General features: G+C 35.1%; 19 protein-coding genes. 6 read left to right on the top strand and 13 right to left on the bottom strand.

Translation table 11 applies throughout. The annotated features are described in order from the left end of the window. The first annotated feature begins 43 nt into the window (after positions 1 to 43). Positions 44 to 1663 (top strand): lactate permease LctP family transporter, encoded by a 1620-nt coding sequence (locus MHH66_RS03155; protein WP_063218725.1) that lies wholly within the window; start codon positions 44 to 46, stop codon positions 1661 to 1663. 38 nt (positions 1664 to 1701) lie between these two features. Here MHH66_RS03155 and aspA read toward each other — a convergent pair whose 3' ends face one another. The 3 genes from aspA to gloA2 all read right to left on the bottom strand — a co-directional run bounded on the left by aspA (position 1702) and on the right by gloA2 (position 5109). Next, positions 1702 to 3135 (bottom strand): aspartate ammonia-lyase, encoded by a 1434-nt coding sequence (aspA, locus tag MHH66_RS03150; RefSeq protein WP_063218726.1) that lies wholly within the window; start codon positions 3133 to 3135, stop codon positions 1702 to 1704. A 181-nt stretch (positions 3136 to 3316) separates the two neighbouring features. After that, entirely contained in the window at positions 3317 to 4615 is a 1299-nt protein-coding gene (locus tag MHH66_RS03145) for a hemolysin family protein (RefSeq protein ID WP_078185223.1), read from the bottom strand. A gap of 107 nt (positions 4616 to 4722) precedes the next feature. Further along, positions 4723 to 5109, bottom strand: coding sequence for an SMU1112c/YaeR family gloxylase I-like metalloprotein (gloA2, locus tag MHH66_RS03140; RefSeq protein WP_001017670.1), 387 nt, complete (start codon positions 5107 to 5109; stop codon positions 4723 to 4725). Between the two features lie 91 nt (positions 5110 to 5200). Between gloA2 and MHH66_RS03135 the strand changes: the two genes are divergently transcribed. From MHH66_RS03135 to MHH66_RS03125, 3 genes are all read left to right on the top strand, one after another. Continuing rightward, positions 5201 to 6379, top strand: coding sequence for a NupC/NupG family nucleoside CNT transporter (locus tag MHH66_RS03135; protein WP_078176247.1), 1179 nt, complete (start codon positions 5201 to 5203; stop codon positions 6377 to 6379). Positions 6380 to 6711: 332 nt separating this feature from the next. Continuing rightward, on the top strand, positions 6712 to 7728 hold the full coding sequence (locus MHH66_RS03130; protein WP_002029713.1) for an LCP family glycopolymer transferase: 1017 nt from the start codon (positions 6712 to 6714) through the stop codon (positions 7726 to 7728). A 234-nt stretch (positions 7729 to 7962) separates the two neighbouring features. Then, on the top strand, positions 7963 to 9225 hold the full coding sequence (locus tag MHH66_RS03125) for a VanW family protein (RefSeq protein ID WP_078185222.1): 1263 nt from the start codon (positions 7963 to 7965) through the stop codon (positions 9223 to 9225). Between the two features lie 54 nt (positions 9226 to 9279). Here the strand turns inward: MHH66_RS03125 and MHH66_RS03120 are convergent, their stop codons facing one another. Continuing rightward, positions 9280 to 9552, bottom strand: a complete 273-nt coding sequence (locus MHH66_RS03120) for a hypothetical protein (protein ID WP_002091014.1) — start codon at positions 9550 to 9552, stop codon at positions 9280 to 9282. 14 nt (positions 9553 to 9566) lie between these two features. Continuing rightward, a complete protein-coding gene (locus MHH66_RS03115) occupies positions 9567 to 10085 on the bottom strand; it encodes an RNase A-like domain-containing lipoprotein (RefSeq protein ID WP_063218731.1) in 519 nt (172 codons plus the stop codon). 399 nt (positions 10086 to 10484) lie between these two features. Here MHH66_RS03115 and MHH66_RS03110 point away from each other — a divergent pair, with 399 nt between their 5' ends. After that, positions 10485 to 11033 carry a TVP38/TMEM64 family protein gene (locus MHH66_RS03110; protein ID WP_002029716.1) on the top strand — a complete coding sequence of 183 codons (549 nt, stop codon included), beginning with the start codon at positions 10485 to 10487 and terminating at the stop codon, positions 11031 to 11033. Between the two features lie 63 nt (positions 11034 to 11096). On the opposite strand, the gene MHH66_RS03105 is transcribed toward MHH66_RS03110, so the two are convergent. The 3 genes from MHH66_RS03105 to MHH66_RS03095 form a co-directional block, all read right to left on the bottom strand. Further along, positions 11097 to 12797 carry a M4 family metallopeptidase gene (locus tag MHH66_RS03105; protein ID WP_002091020.1) on the bottom strand — a complete coding sequence of 567 codons (1701 nt, stop codon included), beginning with the start codon at positions 12795 to 12797 and terminating at the stop codon, positions 11097 to 11099. 168 nt (positions 12798 to 12965) lie between these two features. Continuing rightward, entirely contained in the window at positions 12966 to 13094 is a 129-nt protein-coding gene (locus MHH66_RS03100; protein ID WP_016089358.1) for an NprX family peptide pheromone, read from the bottom strand. Position 13095: 1 nt separating this feature from the next. Continuing rightward, complete coding sequence (locus MHH66_RS03095; protein WP_078185220.1) at positions 13096 to 14367, bottom strand: tetratricopeptide repeat protein; 1272 nt, start codon at positions 14365 to 14367, stop codon at positions 13096 to 13098. Between the two features lie 199 nt (positions 14368 to 14566). On the opposite strand from MHH66_RS03095, the gene MHH66_RS03090 reads away from it, so the two are divergent. Continuing rightward, positions 14567 to 16030, top strand: coding sequence for a nicotinate phosphoribosyltransferase (locus MHH66_RS03090; protein ID WP_078185219.1), 1464 nt, complete (start codon positions 14567 to 14569; stop codon positions 16028 to 16030). 224 nt (positions 16031 to 16254) lie between these two features. On the opposite strand, the gene MHH66_RS03085 is transcribed toward MHH66_RS03090, so the two are convergent. The 5 genes from MHH66_RS03085 to ald all read right to left on the bottom strand — a co-directional run bounded on the left by MHH66_RS03085 (position 16255) and on the right by ald (position 22547). After that, positions 16255 to 18609, bottom strand: coding sequence for a heavy metal translocating P-type ATPase (locus tag MHH66_RS03085; RefSeq protein WP_078185218.1), 2355 nt, complete (start codon positions 18607 to 18609; stop codon positions 16255 to 16257). A gap of 20 nt (positions 18610 to 18629) precedes the next feature. Next, complete coding sequence (locus MHH66_RS03080) at positions 18630 to 19007, bottom strand: ArsR/SmtB family transcription factor (RefSeq protein ID WP_002010461.1); 378 nt, start codon at positions 19005 to 19007, stop codon at positions 18630 to 18632. A 209-nt stretch (positions 19008 to 19216) separates the two neighbouring features. After that, complete coding sequence (locus MHH66_RS03075) at positions 19217 to 19768, bottom strand: class I SAM-dependent methyltransferase (protein ID WP_078185217.1); 552 nt, start codon at positions 19766 to 19768, stop codon at positions 19217 to 19219. Positions 19769 to 19894: 126 nt separating this feature from the next. After that, on the bottom strand, positions 19895 to 21310 hold the full coding sequence (locus MHH66_RS03070; protein WP_002063741.1) for an amino acid permease: 1416 nt from the start codon (positions 21308 to 21310) through the stop codon (positions 19895 to 19897). A 103-nt stretch (positions 21311 to 21413) separates the two neighbouring features. Then, complete coding sequence (gene ald / locus MHH66_RS03065; protein ID WP_002010453.1) at positions 21414 to 22547, bottom strand: alanine dehydrogenase; 1134 nt, start codon at positions 22545 to 22547, stop codon at positions 21414 to 21416. Between the last annotated feature and the right edge of the window lie 336 nt (positions 22548 to 22883).

Here is a 22883-nt window from a genome sequence, read left to right as displayed (position 1 = left end):
ATGTGAATTTCTTCACATATAATAGATAGGAGTTGTCATTATTATGAGTACTTGGACACAAATTTATGACCCATTAAACAATATTTGGTTATCTGCACTAATCGCAGCACTCCCAATTTTTTGCTTCATTATTTGTTTAGTGGGATTCAAAATGAAAGGTTACATGGCTGGGCTTTATAGTGTGATCGTCGCTATTATTCTTGCTATATTTGTTTATAAAATGCCCGCAACTGTAGCTGTAGCATCTGCCGGATTCGGTGTTTTATCTGGATTTTATCCAATTTGTACTATCGTTATCGCAGCTATCTTCCTTTACAAATTAACTGTTAAAACAGAACAATTCAATGTCATTCGTGATAGCATTTCAAGTATTACAAATGATCAGCGTTTACAAGTATTATTAATCGCTTATTCTTTCGGTGCTTTCTTAGAAGGCGCAGCTGGTTTCGGTGTTCCAGTTGCTATTACAGCTGCATTACTTGTAGGTATGGGCTTTAATCCATTAAAAGCAGCAGGTATTTGCTTAGTAGCTAATATCGCTGGTGGTGCTATGGGTGCTATGGGTATTCCAGTTACAGTACCTGCACAATTAACTGGGCTAGATGCATTAACTGTCGGTCGTCAAGCTGTTTACATTTTGCCATTCATTAGCATTATTTTACCGTTCTTACTTGTTTCAATGGTAGATGGATTTAAAGGTATTAAAGAAACTTGGCAAGGTATTCTTGTAAGTGGTGTTTCTTTCGCAATTACTCAGTTCCTTGTGACTTACTTCTTAGGCGCTGAACTTACTAATATTTTCGCAGCAGTCGTAAGTATGGTCGCTCTGGCATTATTCTTACGTGTTTGGCAACCAAAATCTTCTGCTAAAGAAGAAAAACAAGAAGAAAAAAAATCTCATACATTCAATCAAATTTTATATGCTTGGTCCCCATTCGTATTCTTAACTGCATTCGTAACAATCTTTAATTTAAAACCAATTAAAGCTTTATTTGCTCCGGATGGTCCATTGGCAAACTTAGTATTTAACATTCAATTCCCTGGTCTTCATAATATGGTTATGAAAACTGCACCAATTACAAAGGCTGATACACCTTTCGCAGCGATTTTCAAACTAGATGTATTCTCTTCTACAACTACTGCGATTGTATTAGCAATCATCGTTTCACTTATCGTCTACCGTGTAAACGGCAAAATGATTAAAGAATTAATGATCGAAACAATAAAAGAACTAAAAGTTCCAGTATATACAATTTGTAGCGTTATCGCTTTAGCTTACGTAGAAAACTACTCTGGTATGTCATCTACACTTGGACTTGCATTCTCTTCTACAGGAAATGCATTCCCAGTTCTTTCTCCAATCTTAGGATGGATTGGCGTATTCATTACAGGTTCAGTCGTATCAAGTGGTTCATTATTCGCACCACTTCAAGCAGTAACTGCCGATCAGTTAAACATCGTACCATCTACTCTCGTTTCATTAAACGTAGTTGGTGGTACAATCGCAAAAATGGTTTCACCACAATCTGTAGCAGTTGCTTGTGCAGCAGTTGGACTAGTTGGTCAAGAATCTGCTCTATTTAAAATAGTAATGAAATATAGTTTAATCTTCTTAGCTATTATTAGCTTACTTCAACTTAACTCTGTATTTAATATCTTCTAAAAAAAAGCACCGATCCAAATGGATCGGTGCTTTTTACATTACATTTTTTTAGTCTTTAATAAAGAAGCACCAGCAATTTCAGGATGCGTCATTTCGTATGGATCCAAAATAATATCAAGCTCTTCTGCTGTAAGTACACCATGTTCTAAACATAGCTCCCTAACAGATTTTCCTGTCGCAATTGCTTCACGTGCAATGCGAGAAGCTGCTTCATAACCAATATGAGGATTCACTGCTGTAATAACTCCAACACTTTTTTCAACATATTGCTTAAGCAACTCTTCATTCGCTGTAATTCCCTTTATACAGTATTCACGGAATACACGGAAACCGTTATTCATAATACTGATGGATTGAATTAAATTAAATACTAATACCGGCTCCATTACATTTAACTCTAATTGTCCAGCTTCTGACGCTAAGCAAATTGTATGGTCATTTCCAATTACTTGGAAAGCAACTTGGTTAATTACTTCTGCCATAACTGGATTTACTTTCCCCGGCATAATAGATGAACCTGGTTGACGAGCTGGTAATTGAATTTCCGCCAACCCAACACGTGGACCAGACGCCATAATACGAAGGTCATTTGCAATTTTAGACATATTCATCATACATACTTTTAGTGCTGCAGATACTTCTGTATATGCATCTGTGTTTTGCGTCGCATCAACTAAGTGCTCTGCACCAACAAGAGGGAAACCACTAAAAATTCGTAAATGCTTCACAACTTGTTCTATATAAGTAGGGTTTGCATTTAATCCCGTACCGACAGCTGTCGCACCCATATTAACTTCGTATAAATGTTGACGAGACTGTTTAATTCTTTTTATATCACGCTCTAGCACTCTGCTATATGCTTCAAATTCTTGCCCAAGGCGAATTGGAACTGCATCTTGCAAATGCGTACGCCCCATTTTAATAACGTGATCAAACTCTTTTGCTTTATCATGAAAAGCAGAGTGAAGTTCTTCCATTGTAACAAGAAGTTCTTCCAGCATCATAAGAGTTGCTATATGAATCCCAGTTGGGAACGCATCATTTGTTGATTGGGCCATGTTCACATGAGTGTTTGGGCTAATTTTCGCATATTCACCTTTTTCGTATCCCATACGTTCCAAGGCTCTATTTGCAATTACTTCATTAGTATTCATATTAATTGAAGTACCTGCTCCACCTTGAATCGGGTCTACGATAAATTGATCATGGAACTTTCCATCAACAATCTCTTGTGCCGCTTCTGCAATTTCTTGTCCGATATCTTTAGCTAAGTAACCTGTATCTATATTCGCAAGCGCTGCCGCTTTTTTTACAATTGCCATTGCCGTAATGAGTGACGGATGAATGCGGTATCCTGTAATAGGAAAGTTTTCTACGGCACGTAATGTTTGTACACCATAATAAGCTACACTCGGTACTTCCTTTTCACCTAAAAAATCTTTTTCTATACGTATATCCTTCGTTGCTATCATTTTTCATCACCTATACTTTTCATTCTAAATCCTTATCTAAAGAATTCGCCCTATAAAATATGAGTATCATTAAATGAATTCTTCAGTATCCACTTTCACTATATAGCACCTTTTTTGAAAGCGCAAACATTTATTTTTCTATATATACTTTTTATTAAAGTTTATATAATAGAAAATCCATTCATTCTTCTACTTTCTTTATTTCAACTCGCTTAATTTGATGCATATCCTTTTCAAGAACTTTAAAAGAAAAGCCGTGTTTTTCAATAATATCTCCTTCAGCAACGATTTGCTTTTGTACCATAATCCAGCCACCAATTGTATCTACATCATCAGCGATTAAGTGTATGCCAAATAAATCATTTACTTCACTAATAAGCACTTTTCCCTCTACGATTTTATACCCTTCACTTATATGCTCTATAGGCGGGTGTTCATCTTCATCGTATTCATCTCGGATTTCTCCAACAATTTCTTCTAAAATATCTTCTAGTGTAACGATCCCCGCTGTACCACCATATTCATCATATAATACGGCTAATGGAATTCGTTTTCTTTGCATTTGTAATAGCAAATCATGAATAGGGATATTTTCTAACACTTCAATAACTGGTCTTGTATATGGCGTAATCGAGCACCCCTCGTCTCGATTACCATCCATATAACGAATAAATAAATCCTTTACATTAACCATCCCAATAATTTCATCTTTATCTTCACCAAATACGGGATATCTCGTGTACTTTTCTTGTGCGATTATTTTAATATGTGTTTCAAATGGTTCGTCCTCATATAAACCTACAACTTCCGTACGAGGTACCATAATTTCCTTTGCGACTCTATTATCGAATTCAAAAATATTATTTACATATTTAAATTCCCTTTGATTAATCTCTCCACTCTCATAACTCTCAGATAAGATTAATCGTAATTCTTCCTCCGAATGAGCTACTTCATGTTCAGAAGCCGGATGTAATCCGAATACCCCTGTTACAAGCCTTGCAGAACCATTTAAAGCCCAAATAAACGGATACATTACTCGGTAAAAGTAAATAATTGGCTTCGATAATAATAAGCTAACTTGCTCTGCCCTTTGTATAGCGAGCGTCTTCGGAGCAAGTTCACCAATGACAACATGTAAAAACGTAATAACTGCAAAGGCAATAATAAATGAAACTGTACTTGCAATTGCAGGAGATAGGTGTAGTTTTAAAAACAACGGCTCGAGTATATGTTTTATAGTGGGCTCTCCTAACCACCCAAGCCCTAAAGCAGTAATTGTAATACCTAACTGACATGCTGATAAATACTCATCTAAATTCGAAGTTACTTTTTTAGCTGCCAATGCTCCTCGGCGTTTTTCACTAACGAGTTGATCAATACGACTGCTACGCACCTTAATAATTGCAAACTCAACAGCCACAAAAAATGCTGTTAACGCAATAAGAATGGCTACCATCAGTAATTTTAAAATATCCACATATGTCCTTTAGCTTTCTTAGCTAAAGTTACACCTCCTTTAAAAAAGAAGTTTCACTTTAGTTTCTTCATTTATTTGAAAGCAACCCTATATAAAATTCACCAATTTCAAGCCTCATACAATTCTAAAGGCAAGCCATCAGGATCTTGGAAAAAGACAAATTTTTTATCCGTAATTTCATCCATACGTATCGCTTCAGTCTCCACACCGCATTGTTTTAAATGGTTTACAGCTTCTTCTATATTTGTAACAGCAAATGCTAAATGTCTAAGTCCAGCTGCTTCTGGAAAACTTGGGCGCTCAGGTGGACTAGGAAATGAAAATAATTCAATTTGATACTCTTCCCCTACACATAAATCTAACTTATAAGAATCTCGTTCTTTTCTATATACTTCATTTATCGCTTTAAAACCTAATATCCGGGTATAAAAATCCTTTGACAGTTCATAATTCGAACAAATAATTGCAACGTGGTGCACTCTACATATATTCATGCTCTCTCTATTCCTTTCTTTACCAAAGATGCATATTCTCCCTTGAAATGAAAAACATATATAGCAGAATATCTCTTTTAGGGGGCTTACTATGAAATTTATTACTTTTTTCGTGGGACTTATCGTTGTTTTCTTCCTTGCTTATATTGCTAGCAACAATAAGAAACATATTAAATTTAAACCAATTTTTATCATGCTTATTATACAATTAATTTTAACCTATTTATTATTAAATACAGAAATTGGTCTCATACTTATTACGGTAATTTCTAGCCTGTTTACGAGGCTGCTTGAGTATGCTGCCAGTGGTATAAACTTTGTATTTGGCGGTCTTGCAAATAAAGGGGAAATGCCATTTTTCCTTAACGTACTATTACCGATTGTCTTTATCTCCGTCTTAATTGGTATATTACAACATTTCAAAATATTACCATTCTTTATTCGTTGGATTGGTTTCTTTCTTAGTAAAATAAACGGTCTTGGGAAATTAGAATCTTACAACGCCATCGCTTCCGCTATTGTCGGCCAATCAGAAGTTTTTATTACGGTTAAAAAACAATTAGCCCAAATTCCAAAACATCGACTATATACACTTTGCGCCTCTGCTATGTCAACAGTATCTATGTCCATTGTCGGTGCCTATATGACAATGATTGAACCAAAATATGTAGTAACCGCACTCGTTCTCAATTTATTTAGTGGTTTTATTATCGTACTCATTATTAACCCTTACGACGTTAACGATGATGAAGACATTTTGGTAATAAAAGGGAAAAAACAAAGTTTCTTTGAAATGCTTGGAGAATACATTCTTGATGGTTTTCGTGTAGCAATTGTCGTCGGTGCTATGCTCATTGGATTCGTCGCATTAATGAGTTGCATTAATGACCTATTCCTCATTATATTCGGCATTACTTTCCAACAATTAATAGGCTATGTATTCGCCCCTATTGCATTTCTTATCGGCGTACCAAGTTCTGAAATTGTCACAGCGGGTAGCATTATGGCAACAAAGCTTGTAACAAATGAATTTGTAGCAATGATGGATCTTAGTAAAATTTCCAGCACTCTCTCTATCCGTACAGTTGGTATTATTTCTGTCTTCCTCGTTTCTTTTGCCAACTTTTCTTCCATTGGAATTATTTCCGGTGCGGTAAAAGGGTTAAACGAAGAACAAGGAAATGTTGTTGCCCGCTTCGGCCTAAAATTACTATACGGCGCTACTCTTGTTAGTATTTTATCTGCGATTATTGTAAGTATTATGCTTTAATTAGGTAAAATTTTATCATTTTCTTATCCCTGTCTTTTGTATACAATAACGAATAGATGTCTTATAAAGTGAAACTTTAATCAGAGGGGGCTATCCCCCACTGATTATTAGCCCTCACCAATCGGGCATTTACGGGCAGTTATCTCCCACCTAACTTCCTTGCATTCGCTGGACTTTGAGGTGGGAGTTTTACTGCCCGTTAATGCGGGATAAATAATCAATACATCTATTTTTTATACATGTACAATACCTTTTATTTAGCGTAAAATATTTTTTATGTGTTTTAATACGCTTCTAGATGTATACACTTTGATTGTTTTAAAGGAGAAAAAATGATGAAATCCGACATTAACAACGAAACTCGAGCCAAAAAAGGACGCTCAAAGAAAAAGCGCCTACTTTGGTTCATTCTTATTCCCTTACTTATTGTAGCAATGGGAGCAGGAGGCTATTCCTTCCATATATACAGTAAAGCAAAATCCGTCTTAAGCAACGCTTATTCTGAACTCGGCCGAGGAGATAAATCCAGCAAACGTGAAAAAGCTGTTAAACCTATGACTGATAATATTTCTGTCCTGATCATGGGTGTTGATGAAAGTGATATTAGGGAAAAAGGTTACGGAAAAGCGACTCGTACAGATGCATTACTACTTGCAACAATTAATAAAAATGATAAATCTGTTAAACTAGTCAGCATTCCACGTGATTCACGCGTCTTCATTAAATCACGTGATAAATATGATAAAATTACACATGCACATGTATTTGGTGGTGTAGACAGCACAATTGATACAGTAGAAAAATTTTTAGATGTACCAGTTGATTACTATGTAAAATTCAATTTCAAATCCTTTATCAAGATTGTTGATTCTCTAGGTGGTATAACTGTCGACGTTCCAGTTGAGTTCACAGAACAAAATAGTAGCGACGAAGCAGATGCAATTCACCTAAAAAAAGGGCGTCAACATTTAAATGGAGAAGAAGCACTTGCACTAGCTAGAACGCGTCATATTGATAGTGATTATATGCGTGGTCAACGACAACAACTTGTTTTAGAGGCTATTGCTGAAAAAGCCCTATCTCTCAATTCCATTAATAAAATCGGAAGCCTATTAGATGCTGTCGATACAGACTTAAAAACAAATTTAACTTTTGATGATATGATGACTATTGCAAAAAATTCAATGGATTCAAATTTAAAAATGGATAAATTGCAAGTGGAAGGTACTGATAAATATATAGGTGGTATTTATTATTACGTTCCAAACGAAAAGAGTGTTAATGATATATCGACAACACTTCAAGAACATCTCGGTGTTACGAATAAAAATGAGCATAAAAAATTATAATAAAAAGGCTGCTAGATTTTTCTAAGCAGCCTTTTTATTATAATTTTCAACATATTTCTCATGCATATTGTGACAAAAAGAGACAATTATTACAGCAGTGTAACATTTTTTACGAAAACATTACACACGTAGTGAAAATAATAGTATACTAGGACGTACATAATGTTATTTTCATCATTTTTATACAAAAAATGTAATACATATATTTATAAAAATTTTTCTGGGGGGAAATAAATGAAGCTAAGCAAAATACTGATTGGTTCCGCTATTGCTGGTGGCATATTACTTTGTGTTGGTGGTATTGGTGGATATCAATATGTATCCAAATTAAATAATCAACTAAATACAACTGCACTACCAAACACTACATTTGAAGGTATTTCTCTTGATGGAAAAAATAAAGCAGATATTCAAGCCCTTGTTAATCAAAAGATGAATGAATTAAATCAAAAATCTCTTAACTACGTATTCCAAAATGATAAGCAAAATTACACGTGGAAAGATTTAGGAGTAGATTATAAAGAGAAGGATATTGTCGACAATATCTTTAAAGAACAAGAAGGGAACGTAATGAATCGTTACAACATGCGTAAGCAAGCTGAAAACGGTGAAGTAAAACGTGACTATAAATTAACACCACAATTAAATACAACAACTTATGAAACCTTTATAAAGGATAAATATAATGAAACATTAAAAAATCCTGTCAACGCCGAATTAAGTGTTGAAGGCTCTACAGTAAATATTAGCCAAAGTCAAAATGGAGAAAAAATTGATAAAGGAAAATTAACCGATTTAACAAGCGCAGCTATTACTTCTGGCACACCCGATGTTATATTACCAGTTACACTAATAAAACCTGAACGTTCTACAGAAGATATACAACAAATGGGGATTAAAGAAGTGATTGCTGAATATTCTACCCCAATGGCTGGCCGTAATGGAAATCAATCCTATAACGTAAATAAGTCAGCTAATACGTTAAGTGGAGTTATTGTAGCACCTGATGAAACGTTTAGTTTTAATGGCCGTGTTGGCGTAACTGATGCTGCACATGGTTATAAATCCGCAGCAGTATATTCACAAGGTAAAGTTATACAAAGTGCAGGCGGAGGCGTTTGCCAAGTAAGTAGTACTTTATACAGCGCAGCTTTAAGGGCAGATTTAGGAATTGTTTCTCGAAGCAATCATTCTATGCCCGTAAATTATTTACCACTTGGGCAGGATGCAGCAGTGGCAGATTATGGTCCGGATTTAAAATTTAAAAACAATACAGGTAAGCATATTTACATTCAAGCATTTTCAAATGGCGGTAGTATTACTACACGTATTTTCGGTACAAATACTGGTAAAAATGTTGAAGTTTCTTCTCAAGTAATTAGTAATACTGGTGATAAAATAACAGCGGTTACGTATAAAAAAGTAACACAAAACGGTGAAGTACTCTCAAATGGACAAATTTCAAAAAGCGTATATAAAAGTGCCCCAAAACAATGAGATAATATCAAACGGACAAATTTCAAAAAGCGTATACAAAAAGGCGTGATCTACTCACGCCTTTTTCTTTTGCAATAATAGTAAAAAAATTTCCAGATGATCTTTCGTTTCTTCTAAAGACCACACACGATTGCCTTGCTTCGCAGCTAATACGCACGCTTCTTCCCACGCGTTCTTTTTCTTCATATTTACTAATTCATCGCGTAATTTCAAAACAATCTCTTCGTCCTCTTGCTCTATAAACTCTTCCATTACGCTTACTATTTCATCCTCATGAATACTTAACGTACAGTACGATTTAAGAAAGTATTGTAATGTTGGATACATATATACTCCCCCCTTTATTTATCTGATGGATAAGAAGTAATAATCTTAAATCCTAGATTTCCTGATTTATCTCTCGCTAAAACAGTAACAGTCTTTACTAGTTTGTCTTTTACATTCATATTTTTCTTTATTACTGTTTTTCCAACTGGGAATGAATGAGTTGTATTCAATACAAGACGAGCCTCTTTAGAGTTTTTCAACCAATCCTGAATTTCTTTATCATGTTGTTTTAAACTATCTTTCACAGCCTTTGTCGCTGTTTCCTTATCATAGTATGTACTTGCCGCTGAAACTTTATCTGTCTTCAAACGATTCTTCAAATCCTCTTCTGATTTGCCTACATGCCTTTCAATCGTATGACCATTTTTAGGTGGCCCTTCCATTTCATCTAAAATATTATCACTAATTTTTTCTACTGATGTAGAATGATCCTCTTTTGTTTTTTCTGTTTTTTGTTCTTTTCCTGCACATCCACTTAAAATCAGCATTAGTGCCAATAAACTACTCAAGAAAAGACTACTTAATCGTTTCATCGTATCACCTCTTCCATGATTATTATCGTAACTCCACTAAAAGTCAATTTCACAAAGAAAAAATGTATACAGTTTTAAAATCCTCATTCATTTTGCTATATTTTCCACCCCCCTTTCATCAAATCACTGTTTTTCGCCCTCTTTAAAATATACCCCCATGTTTTTATAATTATTTCCCGGACGAAAACACCAATCGAAACACTCCATAAATACTTTAAATACAGGATTTATGGAGTGTTTTTTAAACAAACTAAATATACCCCTACTTTCATATACCCAATACCTATATAAGGTATACAAACCCCTTTCCATCAACAGTTTCCTACATTATGTAAATTTGCACTTGCCTACATAATAGAAATATGGTGTAATGCAAAAAAAGATAAAGGATTTTAAACAATGGCTGAAACAATTCAAAACTTCTTAACAGACTATTATTCAATCGCAATTCCACTTAGTATCTTAATTAACATCATCATCAGTCTTTTAGGTTTTATCCCTAGTATTTTTTTGACCGCTATTAATATACAGCTCTTTGGTGTAACAAACGGAACCATTATTTCGATCGCAGGTGAGGCATTAGGGGCTATTATCTCGTTTTATATTTATCGTATAGGCCTTCAGAAATTCACTCACAACAAAGTAAATAAGTATCCAAAGGTAGAACGCCTACTTTATGTAGAAGGTAGAGAGGCCTTTCTACTCGTTCTATCGTTTCGATTCATACCTTTCATCCCATCAAGTATCGTTACTTTATTTGCAGCTCTAGGCAAAATGTCATTACTCTCTTTCAGTATTGCCAGCACAATAGGGAAAATACCGGCTTTATTGATTGAAGTATATTCTGCATATCATGTCATTAACGGAACAAATGAAGCGAAATGGATTATTACAATCGCAGGTTGTGTTGGATTATTTTATTTGTGGAAAAAATGGAGAAAAAAATAAAGAAGGAGCCTATGCTCCTTCTTTATTTTTGAGGTATTTTATTAATAACTATCCCTTAAAGCCTTAGTTTACACCAACAGCACTAAATGATTGCTTAACTGCTGCTACTTCTGCAGAGCTAGCACCATATAAATCAGCTGCAGCTTGTACTGCACCAGCACGTGCTTGACTAAATGTAGTAGATTGCGTGAAATACTGTGTATTTGCACGGTAGTAAATCGCACCTAATTTATCTTTACCGATACCAGTTACAGTTACACCAGAATGCGTACCACCATTTGCTAATAAATAAGCTTGTTTGTTAATAATACCACTGTTTGTATGAACGCCACCGTTATCACTTGAACCAGTGTAACGCTTAGAATAATGGTCTGGATCACCATATTTCGCTGGATCACTCATAGAACGAAGTGCATCTCCTGCTTGTCCAGGTGTATAAATATCTTCACCAATCTCCCAATCTGGGTTACGGTTATCATAGAATTCTACTAAAGTACCAAAAATATCAGAAATTGCTTCATTTAACGCTCCTGATTCATTTTGATAAATTAAATCCGAGCTATTTTCCGTAACAGCATGTGTTAATTCGTGTCCAATTACATCAATTCCACCAGATAATGAAGTGAATGTTACACCATCACCATCTCCGTATACCATTTGTGAGCCATTCCAGAATGCATTATTATACTTACTTCCGTAATGAACTGTTGATTTTAATGGCGCTCCTGCATCATTAATAGAGTTTCTGTTAAATGTAGCTTTATAGTAATCATATGTTTTACCTGCATAGTAATGAGCATCTACTGCCGCTGCATCATACGCTGCATTGAAAACATTATCTGCATCTGCCCATAATGTTCCTGGTAATGTTGAGCGGTTTTTCGCATCATATGTGAAAATTGTTGCTCCGCGCGTATTATCTTGTAAATAGTAAGACGATCCAGATAACGTTGTATTAAGCGATTTCGTATCTCCTAATACACCTTTACCAGTTCCAACCTTATTCGTCCCTGTTACAGGCTTTACAACCGCTTTCGCTTCCTGTTTAGGAGCATCTTGCTTAACTGGTGACTTATCATCATTCGTTACATGATCAAGTTTATTATATTTATTTAACACTTTACCGCTTTCCGCTTCAATGAAATAGTAATAGTTTCCTGGATTTGGCTCTAAGAAGTTTAAATTCACAACGTATGCATATGTCGTTTCTTCACCATTTTGATATACATATAAGTCCGCTTTTGGATCCACTTCATATTTAGGTGTTACTCCTAAATCTTGTTGCGCAATTTCAATTGCTTTTGCGCCTTCAATCTTATTTTTGTTTTTTAACTTTTCCTTCTTGTCTAAATCAGGCGCAACTGTTCCAGACAATACTTTTAAAGAACCATCTTTACTTACGTGAGCTACTTGAGTAGACCCCCATACAGGTACTCCCTCGTAAACTTGTTGCATACGTACTACTGTTGAATCAGTTACAGCATCTTTTTTCACTTGTTTCACTTTGAAAGAATCTTGTGCACTCTTTTCCCCTAGCTTATAATCACCTTTTGCTGCGTTTAAGTAATCAAACACCACAGATTCCGCTTTCTTACCAGTCGCTCCAGTTAGATCACCAGAAATAAACTCAGGTGACTGTACCGTCTCATTGTACTTCTTAGTAGAGAGTACATTTTTAGAATCCGCAAATGCAGAGCCTGTCCCTCCGAACGTAGTAACTGCCATTCCTGCCGCTAACACTAACGCTAAACTTTTCTTTTTCATATAGCCTTCCCCCTAATAAAAATTTTTTTTGAAAAAGAGTAGTTTTATCGTAGCACTATGTTTCCACTATTAATATACTAAAAATTCAAATAATTATTTTCTCAAGTTTTGTAGAATTTTGGGGAACAAATATTGAAAAACCCCTTTCCGATTGGAAAGGGGTTTTTATTAAGAATTTACCACTTCAACTACTTTTTCTCCTTGACCATAGATATCCGATGTCCAAGCATATTGCGGTTCCAATACCACTAATACAGCTACTAAAGCCAAAGCACCAATAATTATTTTCTTTTTCATACTATTTTCCTCCCTTTTCTTCTAATAGATTAATTGCTAATTTATAATAATTATTACTTTCCCTAAACTCTAATAATTCTTCATGATATCCTGCTAGTTCTAAATACACTATTTTTAATTCCTTTTTATTCTCTTCGCCTCTAAAAAATGGGATTGCCTCAACTTCTAAAAACTTTTTATAAACATCTTTAGTTTCAAAGTATTTATGCTTAAGCATTAAAAGTATATATAACATACTTTTATACTTTTCATCCCTCTTCGCGATATCTATCCCTTTACCAATCCAATCTTTCGCTTCTTCAAATTCTTTTAATTCAATACACTGTAAAGCGATTTCATACACTGCATCAATATAATTTAAATCCTCTTCCTTCTTGTACTTTAAGCATTGCAAATAATAATCTTTAGCTTTTGCATAATCTTTTAAGTTATAGTACAAGAAGCCTAAATTATTTAAAGCAATAGCTGTTATGCTTTCTTTATCGGCAAAAGAATTTGCTTCTCTCAAAATATTATTATAAATAGATAGTGCTTCATTATATTGTTTTTTTTGTATATAACTCAACGCAATAAGTAACTGGCAGTTTATCACATAACGAAACTTATATTCATTCTTAAACCCTTCCATTGCTACATTAGCAAAATGTAAAGTCATATGTTCAACTTCCAATTCATTATAAACAAGAGCTAAATTGAAATATATTCCATTCTCGTGATAACCTTGTTCCTTTGCCATTATTTCTGTTCGAGTCAAATACTCCAATGCCCTCTTATATCTATGCTGTAAAAAATAATATAATCCTTTGCTATACGTATATAATAATTTTTGGAATGGTGAATACTTTTTGTACATTTTCTTTAAGCTCTCTAACTCTTCTTTGACAGCAGGAAAATCCCTTTTCATAATTAAATACCGCGTATAAAGTAACTTATAATAATTTATAATTTCAAAATCCAACACATGCTTCATTTCACCTTGCAACTCTTCGTATATGCGCTCTACTTGTTGCTTGTCCAAATGAACTAATGCATTCAACCACTCGTCCAACTTCACTTTCACATCTTCTTCTACATCTCTCAAATCCGTCACAGCAATTTCTAGTCTTGTGCAGAGCAATTGTAGAATTTCTTCTGATGCTTCAATCTTTCCATTTTCGATCTTACTTAAGTATGAGACAGAACAAATGCCCTGACATAATTCTTCTTGTGTCATTTTTTGCTGTAGCCGTTTATAAAAAACTTGCTTGCCTATTTTTTCTAATGTTTGTTGCATTGTCCTCCTCCATTCTCATTACCCCCACTACTCTAATAATACATAAAATCTAGAGAAATATAAATTGATAAATGTAAATTTTCTAAAAAATATGCATTATTTCATTTTTTTCTCTCTTGACTTCAATCCCCTATTACTTCTTTGCTACGAAAGGGGAAAAATTGGTATACTATAACCAAATTACGGAGGTGTTTTCGCAATGAATCATTATAAAGACGATAGTTACGCCTTACATACAGATTTATATCAAATCAACATGGCTTATACATATTGGAAAGATGGTATTCATACTCGCCGTTCTGTTTTTGATCTATACTTTCGAAAGCTTCCATTCGAAAACGGCTATGCTGTTTTTGCTGGTCTTGAAAAAATTGTAGAGTACATAGAAAATTTCAGCTTTACCGAAAGTGACATCGCTTATTTAGCAGAGCTGCAATTTGAAGAAGACTTCCTTCATTATTTACAAAACATGAAATTTACTGGCACGATTCGTGGTATGCAAGAAGGCGAAGTTGTTTTTAATAACGAACCATTATTACGTGTTGATGCACCGCTTGGCGAGGCACAAATAATTGAAACCGCCCTCTTAAATATTGTAAATTACCAAACATTAATTGCTACAAAAGCTGCACGTATGAAGCACGCTGCAAATAATGATGAGCTTTTAGAGTTCGGTACAAGACGCGCTCATGAGTTTGATGCTGCCCTTTGGGGAACACGAGCTGCCTTTATTGGTGGTTTTTCATCTACAAGTAACGTTCGCGCAGGGAAACGATTTGGCATCCCTGTAGCTGGCACACATGCCCATTCTTTCGTTCAAGCATATCGCGATGAATATGTTGCATTTAAAAAATATGCTGAAACACATAAAAAATGTGTATTTCTTGTCGATACATACGACACATTAAAATCTGGTGTTCCAAATGCGATTCGTGTTGCAAAAGAGTTCGGGGATCGTATCGATTTTTATGGCATTCGCCTTGATAGTGGTGATATGGCATATTTATCAAAGGAGGCCAGAAAACAACTTGATGCAGCTGGATTTACAAACACAAAAATTATCGCTTCTAGCGATTTAGATGAATATACGATTATGCACTTGAAATCTCAAGGGGCAAAAATTGATGTATGGGGTGTTGGTACAAAGCTGATTACATCCTTTGAGCAGCCAGCATTAGGGGCTGTTTATAAACTAGTCGCTATTGAAGATACTGACGGAAAATTAAATGATACGATTAAGATTTCATCTAATCCTGAAAAAATTACAACCCCAGGACTTAAACGAGTTTATCGTATTATTAACCGTGTTAACGATCATGCAGAGGGCGATTATATTGCTTTAGAGTCAGAAGAACCCGGAAAAGAAGAGCGTTTAAAAATGTTTCATCCAGTTCATACATATATAAGTAAATTCGTAACAAGCTTTGAAGCACGCGAACTGCATCAAGATATTTTCATTAATGGTAAGAGAGCGTATGAATTACCTAATATATTAGATATTCAAAAGTATAATGAACGCAGCCTCTCACTATTTTGGGAAGAGTATATGCGAACTTTAAACCCAGAAGAGTACCCTGTCGATTTAAGCCAAGAATGTTGGGATCATAAAATGAATTATATTCAAACTGTTCGAGAACAGGTTGAAAAAAACATACAAAAATAAAGTGAAGCTTTAATCAGTGGGGTTTTGTCCCTCCCCCACTTCTCCATTTTTCAATACTATATAGATATTTGTAAAAAATATATTAAAATAATAAGAAGAATATTATATTTTTGTAAATTTATATATTAAATTATTTAAAAACAAAATAATATTTGATATTATTTTCTTGAGTCCATTTCAACAAAATAACCAATAAAAAAGAGGACGCAATTGCGTCCTCTTTTTTATAAATCTTTTACTCGTAGTACACGCATTGCATTTAATACTGCAAGTAACGTCACACCAACATCTGAGAAGACTGCTTCCCACATTGTTGCAATACCAAAGGCGCCGAGTAATAACACTAACCCTTTTACCCCTAATGCAAATATAATATTTTGCCATACGATGCTACGTGTACGTTTTGCAATTTTTACTGCTGTCACAATTTTTGAAGGCTCATCAGTCATAATAACGATGTCAGCAGCTTCAATTGCTGCATCTGACCCTAAGCCGCCCATCGCAATACCAACGTCTGCCCTTGCTAGTACTGGCGTATCATTAATACCATCACCGACGAATGCAATCTTTTCTTTACCGCGTTTTGCTGCATCAATTTTTTCGATTGCTTCTACTTTTTGGTGTGGTAATAATTCGGCATGAATTTCATCTAAACCTAATTCTTTACCAACAGCTTCCCCGACTGATTTTGCATCACCAGTTAACATGACTGTCTTCTTAATACCTAGTTCTTTTAACTTTTGAATTGCTTGTTTTGAATCCTCTTTTACCTCATCAGAGATAACAATATAACCTGCATATTTACCATCTACAGCAACATGAACTAGTGTACCTACTGTATTTGGTTGCTTAAATGTAATATTTTCTTTGCTCATTAATTTAGCATTACCTGCGAAAATTTCTTTTCCTTGTACTTTTACAACCGTACCATGACCAGAAATTTCACTATAATCTTCAATAGCATTTTCATCGATTGATTTTCCATATGCATTTCGAATAGATTGTGCAATTGGATGATTTGAATATACTTCTGCAAATGCTGCATATTCTAATAGCTCTTCAGCTGTGATACCTTCACTAGGCTCCATCTTCGTAACTTTAAAGACACCTTTTGTTAATGTTCCTGTTTTATCAAAAACGATATATTTCACATCATTCAATGCTTCTAAATAGTTACTTCCTTTTACTAAAATACCACTTTTAGATGCCCCACCAATACCGCCAAAGAATCCAAGAGGAATCGATACAACGAGCGCACATGGACAAGAGATTACTAAGAACACTAAAGCTCTATAAATCCAATCGGAGAATGTAGCACCCTCTAAAATAAGTGGTGGAATAAATGCCATTATTGCTGCTGTTATAACTACAACAGGAGTATAATAACGTGCAAACTTTGTAATAAAGTTTTCTGTTGGCGCTTTTTTGCTACTTGCATTTTGTACTAAGTCTAAAATTTTCGATACCGTGGATTCACCGAACTCTTTTGTAACTTCGACAATTAATACACCATTTTGGTTTACAAAACCACTTAATACGTCATTACCAACTTCTACTTCCCTCGGTACAGACTCACCTGTTAACGCTGAAGTATCCATCATTGATGTTCCCTCAACTACTTTCCCGTCTAACGGTACTTTTTCACCTGGTTTTACGATAATATACTCACCAATTTGCACATCTTCTGGTGATACTTGTTTCGTTTCGTTTCCAACTTTCACATTCGCATAGTCAGGACGAATATCCATTAATGACGTAATTGATTTTCGAGAACGATTTACTGCAATACTTTGGAACAGTTCCCCTACTTGGTAAAATAGCATAACTGCTACCGCTTCTGGATATTGTTGAATCGCGAAAGCTCCTAAAGTTGCAATTGCCATTAAAAAGTTTTCATCGAACACTTGGCCGCGAGTTATGTTTCTTACCGCTCTCCAAACGATATCTCCACCTATTAATAAATAAGCAAGGACGAATAATGGAATTGTTATCATTTGCGGTAATCCGGCTAACGCAGCAATTCCTGTAAAAATTCCACCGACTACTAATCGTCCTATCATCTTTTTCACATTTCCATCACCATGATCATGGTCGTGTCCTTTTTCCTCTTCACGAACAACTTTTACATCAGGCTCTAACTTTTGAACAACATTTTTTATATTTTGTACAGTCGATTCAAGTTCTCGTTTATTTGCAACTTCTACTCGTAATTTCTTCGATACGAAATCAACAGTCGCTTCTGAAATTGTTGGCATTTCCTTTACCTTATTTTCAATCTTCATTGCACAATTTGCACAGTCTAAGCCTTCTAATACAAATACTTCTTTTACTGATTTTGTTTTTTGCTCTTTTTGCACTTTAATATGTGGCTCTAATTTTGTAACAAGTTGCTTCGCTTCCGTAACAACTTGATTTTCTTTATTTTGCGTTGTTTCTAAAAGCATCGTTTTTGTTGCAAAGTTTACGGAACAAGATGTTACCCCTTCTATATTCCCAACACCTTTTTCAATTTTCATTGCACAATTTGCACAATCTAAACCTTCTAGCATAAGTTTCTTTTTCACTAATGCTTCTGCCATCGTTCTCCCTCCTCGCTTTTTTATTCTTCCTCGTTTACGTGTTCAAACGCTTGCTCGAAGATATGAATTACGTGTTGATCAGCTAATGAGTAATAAACTACCTTTCCTTCTTTACGGTTCTTTACAAGCTTCGCTTGCTTTAATACACGAAGCTGATGTGAGATTGAAGATTGCGTCATTCCTAATAAATAAGCTAAATCACAAACACACATTTCAGCTTCAAATAATGCATGTAATATTCTCGTACGTGTACGGTCACCTAATACTTTAAATAATTCTGCTACTTTACTTAAACTTTCATCAGTCGGAATTGTTTGTTTTACTTGATCCACGATTTCCTCGTGAATTACCGTTTGAGAACATGCTTCCTGTTGCGTTTCTACTTTATTTTCAGCCATCACAGCTCACCTCTTTATTTGAACATATGAACAACTATTCATATGTCTTATACCTTTATTATATGAGCGTTCATTCATATGTGTCAATGAATTCTCATACATTTTTTAAAACATTTCGTTCACATTTCAAAATAAACATATAAATATTCTCCGCATCTATCATGCCCTTCATACAAAAAGGATGCACGAAAACTACCGTGCATCCCTTCTTATTTATTAACTTTTACTGCATCCACAATTAACGAAGCAAATCCTAATTTACCATCTTGATTTCTATGATCAAAACGTTTCGATCGATAAATAAATCCACCGTTCTCTTCCCAATCACTATAATGAAACTGGCCATTCTCATCACAGTATTCTAAAAGCTTTACTTGAAAACCTACTGCTTCAAACATAGATATAATCGTTTTGTAGTTATGTACAATTTTATGACTTGCAGCTGGATGATCTAACGGGCCAGGTCCTCCCACTTGCACACCAAGCTGATATTCTTCATTGGGGAAAAATGCATCCGGCACTGCACAACGAATATAACCATCATCTTGTAAAAACTCAAAGCATATTTTAGCTGCTTCTATACCTTCTTCATACGATAAATGCTCCCATACATGTTCAGCTAAAATTACCGATAAAGAATTAGGCTGAAATTTATTAAGCCACGTTTCTCTTTTTAATAAATTTAATTCATCCTCATTTGTATGTAACCAACCTGGGTTATTATTATATCCCTCTGCTCCAACGACAACTTTCGTCTCCATCTTTCCACCCCTTCTTATATTCCGACATAAAAATTCGACAACATAACATTGGTCTCCTTTATTTCCCCAAAAGAAAAAGCCTTGCGCGCTCCCTAGACGCACAAGGCTTACTAACTTTATATCCCTTTAATTAGCTTTTTCTAAACTATCTTGCGAACTTCCATCGTCTTTTAAATGACTATGTTTTTTCGAATAAACAAAGTATACAACCACTCCGATTGCTAACCAAACACCGAAGTATATCCATGTTTTTAACGGTAGATTTACCATTAAGAATAGACAGCTTGCAACTGAAATAATCGGTAAGATTGGTACAAGTGGTACCATAAATCCACGTTGTAATTTCGGGTGCGTTTTACGAAGAATGATGACAGTTACACCAACCATCGCAAATGTTAATAACGCTCCAATATTCGCTAAATTCGACAATTCTTTTAAATCGATAAATCCGGCAATTAAAGCACTACCAATTCCTGTTAACCAAACTGAAAATGTTGGTGCTTCTGTCTTCTTGTTAATTTTCGCAAAAGATTTTGGCAATAAACCGTCACGGCTCATAGCGAAGAATACACGTGTCGTAGCGTAGATGTATGCGAAAATTACAGCCATAATACCAATTACAGCTCCAATAGCGATTACACCAGCCACTTTATCTTGTCCTACAACTTCTAATACATAGGCCATCGCTTCAGGTACATCTAATTCCTTATAAGAAACCATACCTGTCATAACGAGACAAACTACAACATAAATGATTGTACAAATGACTAATGAAGCAATAATACCAATCGGCAAATCACGTTGTGGATTTTTCACTTCTTCAGCAGAAGTTGCTAATGCATCAAATCCTAAGAAAGCGAAGAATACTGCTGCTCCTCCGGCAAAGACTCCACTTAAGCCGTACGGTGCAAATGGTATCCAGTTTTCTGGTTTCACGTAGAATACACCAACTGCAATGAATAAAACAACAATACCAATTTTAATTAATACCATTATGTTATTCACACGCTTACTTTCTTTTGTACCTCGTGATAATAACCAAGTTATCACCAACGTAACGATAACTGCGGGTAAGTTCACCATACCACCTTGCGATGGAATCGTTAACAACGCTTTTGGAATTTCAAGTCCCAATCCACTCACTAAATTATTGAAATAACCTGTCCATCCGCCAGCTACTGCGGCAGTCGTTACGACATATACGGATAGCAATGTCCATCCCATTAAATGGGCAACAAACTCACCAATTGTTGCATATGAATATGTGTACACACTACCTGAAACAGGAAGTGCAGATGCAACCTCTGCATAACATAAAGCTGCAAATCCACAAACAATTGCTGCAATCATGAATGAAAAAATAACTGCTGGACCAGCATCTCTTGCTGCTACTAATCCTGTTAATACTAGAACTCCTGTACCAATTATCGCACCAATCCCTAGCATTGTTAGGTCAAATGCCCCTAGCGTTTTCGTCAAAGTTTTACTTTTACTTTCCCCTAACAATTGCGTAACGGATTTCTTTTTAAATAGGTTGGCCACGATGAATGCCCCCTTTTACCAAGAAGAGCTAAGAGGTATTATCTCTTAGCTCTTATCATGTTGTTTTATATATTGTTCGATTTTGTTTTGTATAATGCTTCTATTAGCAAGATACTGTTTCTGCTTCTAATAATTCTTTAGCACCCTTGTACTCTACACCGTGAGCTTCTGCAACTGCTTCGAATGTTACATAGCCTTCTAATGTATTAATACCTTTTAATAATGCAGTATTGCCTAGGCAAGCTTCTTTGTAGCCTTTGTTAGCAATTTGTACTGCATATGGTACTGTTACGTTTGTTAATGCAAGAGTTGATGTACGTGGAACCGCACCTGGCATATTTGCAACTGCATAATGAACAACGCCGTGTTTTTCATAAGTTGGGTTATCATGAGTTGTAATACGGTCAGTTGTTTCGAAAATACCACCTTGGTCAATCGCGATATCTACAACAACAGAACCTTGTTCCATTGATTTAATCATTTCTTCTGTTACAAGTTTTGGCGCTTTTGCACCTGGGATTAATACTGCACCGATTACAAGATCAGATTCTTTTACAGCTTCTGCAATATTGTAAGGATTAGACATTAAAGTTTTTACTTGGTTTCCGAAAATGTCATCTAATTGACGAAGACGTTCTGCACTTAAGTCGATGATTGTTACATCCGCACCTAGTCCAACTGCAATTTTAGCAGCATTTGTACCAGCTTGTCCACCACCGATAATTGTTACTTTACCACGTTTAACTCCTGGAACACCTGCAAGTAAGATACCTTTACCGCCTTTGTTTTTCTCAAGGAATTGCGCACCGATTTGTGCAGCCATACGACCAGCTACTTCACTCATAGGTGCAAGTAATGGTAATGAACGGTTTTCTAATTGTACTGTTTCATATGCGATAGCAACAACTTTCTTTTCAATTAACGCTTTTGTTAATTCTGGTTCTGGAGCTAAGTGTAAGTATGTGAATAAGATTAAACCTTCGCTGAAGTGTTTGTATTCGCTTTCAACTGGTTCCTTAACTTTCATAACCATTTCCATGTTCCAAGCTTCTTCAGCCGTATCAACAATTTTCGCTCCCGCTTCAACATACTGAGCATCTGTGAAACCAGATCCTACACCTGCGTCCTTTTGAATGAATACTTCGTGATTGTTACGAACTAAATGTACAACACCTGCTGGTGTCATTGCCACACGGTTTTCGTTGTTTTTAATTTCTGCTGGTACCCCAATACGCATAATGAAATGCCCCCTTATAATTAACAGAAAAAAGGAATTCTTTTTTCTTTTTTAAATAATTAATAACTTATGTCCTTATTCTAGCATAACTTAAAAGTTATGAAAACGCTAACATACTATTTTTTTAAAGTTTATATATTTAGAATAGTGTAAATATATAAAACATTGATTTTATTGGGTTCTCCGTACCACTCCATCATCTATTACTCTATTTCTATTATATCCATTCAAAATGCATAGTAATTATTTATTATTTGACAATAATGTAACAATGTAAAAAAACTAAGCAATGACGTATACATATACACTTATTACTTTGTTCAATACTTTAGAAAT

The organism is Bacillus sp. FSL H8-0492 (assembly GCF_038006145.1).
GTDB lineage: Bacteria > Bacillota > Bacilli > Bacillales > Bacillaceae_G > Bacillus_A > Bacillus_A mycoides.
Note: the sequence above shows the minus strand (reverse complement) of the source record. Positions and strands in the feature narration are given on the sequence as shown.